Origin of the sequence: Actinoplanes sp. TFC3 (assembly GCF_001553785.1) — a bacterium.
Taxonomy (GTDB): Bacteria; Actinomycetota; Actinomycetes; order Mycobacteriales; family Micromonosporaceae; genus Actinoplanes.
This window is the reverse complement of record NZ_LOJP01000001.1, coordinates 2,760,954-2,763,111: the sequence shown is the minus strand read 5'-3', so window position 1 is coordinate 2,763,111 and position 2,158 is coordinate 2,760,954. Positions and strand designations below refer to the sequence as shown.

The following is a 2,158-nucleotide window of genomic DNA, read 5'->3' as shown; positions in this document are numbered from 1 at the left end:
GTCGGTGAGGCCGTAGCCGGTCAGGCGGAGGATGTCGCCGGGGGTGGGGGGCTCGGTACCCAAAGCTAGCGGGGTGATGTCGGTGACGGGGGTTTTGAGTTCGGCCATGGCGACATCGGTGGTCTCTGACTGGCGTACCGAGACGATGTCGATTTCGTGGCCTTCGGTGCTGTCCAGGTCCGCCCTGCCGATGGTGGCGGTGGTGCGCTGGGCTACCAGGCGGCTGACGCGGCGGTCGTCGGCTGTCCGGAAGCAATGCCCGGCGGTGATGACCCAGCGCGGCGAGACCAGGGCGCCTGAGCAGGAGCTGTTGCGGGTGCCGTGGCCGGCGGTGGGCAAGCCGGTCATGGTCAGCAGGACCGCGAACCGGTACCTACCACTGTCAGCGTCCTGGCCGTTGGCGATGGCTTGGGCGGGGCGGGCACTTGCGGGCGTACCCAGCAATGCCGCGGCCACGGCCACCACCGTGAGAAATCTTCGGAGCATGCGGTCCATGCTGCGCAAACGGCCGTCCGCCGCGTGTCAGCGATGTCTTTATGGATCTTTTATGCCGACTGTGCCAGCCTGGCGGACGTGCGGGTGCTGGTCGCAGATGATGAACGGGTGCTTGCCGACATGGTGGCCGAGGGACTGCGCCGGCTGTCCATGGCGGTCGACGTGGTGTACGACGGCGACGCGGCGCTGGAGAAGCTGGGCGTCAACCGCTACGACGTGGCCGTGCTCGACCGGGACATGCCGGGGCGCACGGGCGACGATGTCTGCCGGTGGATCGCCGGATCGGACACCGGCACCCGGGTATTGCTGCTGACCGCGGCCGCCGGGATCCGCGACCGGGTTGAGGGGCTGGGGCTGGGCGCCGACGACTATTTGACCAAGCCGTTCGCGTTCGCCGAGCTTGTGGCCCGCTTGCAAGCCCTGTCGCGGCGGTCGGTGACGGCGCTGCCGCCGGTGCTGGAGCGCGACGGCATCGTGCTCGACGTCACCCGGCACTCGGCCGCTCGCGACGGGCTGACGCTCTCGTTGTCGCCCAAGGAGTTCGCTGTGCTGCACGTGCTCATGCGAGCGGGCGACCGCGTGGTGAGCGCCGAGGACCTGCTCGAACAGGCCTGGGACGAAAATGCCGACCCCTTCACCAATACGGTACGGACAACCGTGATGACCCTGCGCCGCAAGCTCGGCGACCCACCGGTCATCCATACCGTGCCCCGCGTCGGCTACCGGCTCGGCCTGTGAGAGCACCCTCGCCCGCGCGCCGGATGCTGCTGGTCTGCGCGATCGCCCTGCTCGCCGGGTTGCTGGCCCCCTGGCTCGCGCTGATGATCCTCGGGGTCTGGACTGACTTCGTGCCTTCCCCGTGCGACTACCCCTTGGGAACCCCGGACGGCGACACGTCCTTCGCCTGCTCCCAGCTCTACCGGCACCCCAGCATCCCGCTGTACCTGACTGTGGCGCTGCTCTTCCCCGTGTTCCTGGCCGGCTGCTTCTTCCTGATCCGGTGGTGCCTGCGGCCGGTACGCGACCTGGTCCCGGTCATCGCCAACGTCGGCCCGCAGAACCTCGGCCACCGCCTGCGCCCGGGCCCGGGACGCGACGATGTGGCGGTCCTCGGGCGCACGATCGACGACATGATGGACCGCATCGCCGTCGGGTACGAAGCCCAGCGCCGCTTCGCCGCCGACGCCTCCCACGAGCTGCGCACCCCGCTGGCCGTGCAGCGCGCGGTGATCGAGGTCGGCATGTCCGGGGCGCGCACCGAGGACCAGATGGCCCTGCTCACGGCGCAGCTGCTGGAAACCAACGAACGCAACGAGCGTCTCATCGAGGGGCTGCTGGTCCTCAGCGAAAGCGACCGGGGACTGCTGTCCCGCACGCCGCTGCGCCTCGATCAGATCACCGCCCAGGTCCTCGACGCCCACCGTACCCGCGCGGGCGAAGCCGGCATCGAGATCACCAGCTCGCTGTCGCCGCGGGTGGTGGTGGGGGAGCAGGTCCTGCTGGAGCGCCTGGTCACAAACCTGGTGCAGAACGCGGTGAAGTACAACCGGGCGGGCGGGACCATCGACGTGCACGTGGGCGAGGAGCCGGCCCTGATCGTGCGCAACACCGGCGATGATGTGCCGCCGGACGCGGTGGCGGCGTTGTTCGAGCCGTTCCGGCG

The 2,158-nt window shown here is 69.7% G+C and carries 3 protein-coding genes; 2 read left to right on the top strand and 1 reads right to left on the bottom strand.

Going from position 1 to position 2,158, the window contains the following annotated elements; translation table 11 throughout:
- On the bottom strand, positions 1-486 hold a 486-nt coding region (locus TFC3_RS12245), incomplete at its 3' end, for a trypsin-like serine protease (RefSeq protein WP_153040427.1).
- A gap of 87 nt (positions 487-573) precedes the next feature.
- On the opposite strand from TFC3_RS12245, the gene TFC3_RS12240 reads away from it, so the two are divergent.
- Together TFC3_RS12240 and TFC3_RS37955 are read left to right on the top strand one after the other, a co-directional pair.
- Positions 574-1,233: a response regulator transcription factor gene (locus tag TFC3_RS12240; RefSeq protein ID WP_067499281.1), complete on the top strand. Its 660-nt coding sequence runs from the start codon at positions 574-576 to the stop codon at positions 1,231-1,233.
- Positions 1,230-2,158, top strand: a 929-nt coding sequence (locus tag TFC3_RS37955) for a HAMP domain-containing sensor histidine kinase (protein WP_161952679.1), incomplete at its 3' end; no start/stop codon positions are given. The genes TFC3_RS12240 and TFC3_RS37955, both read left to right, overlap by 4 nt.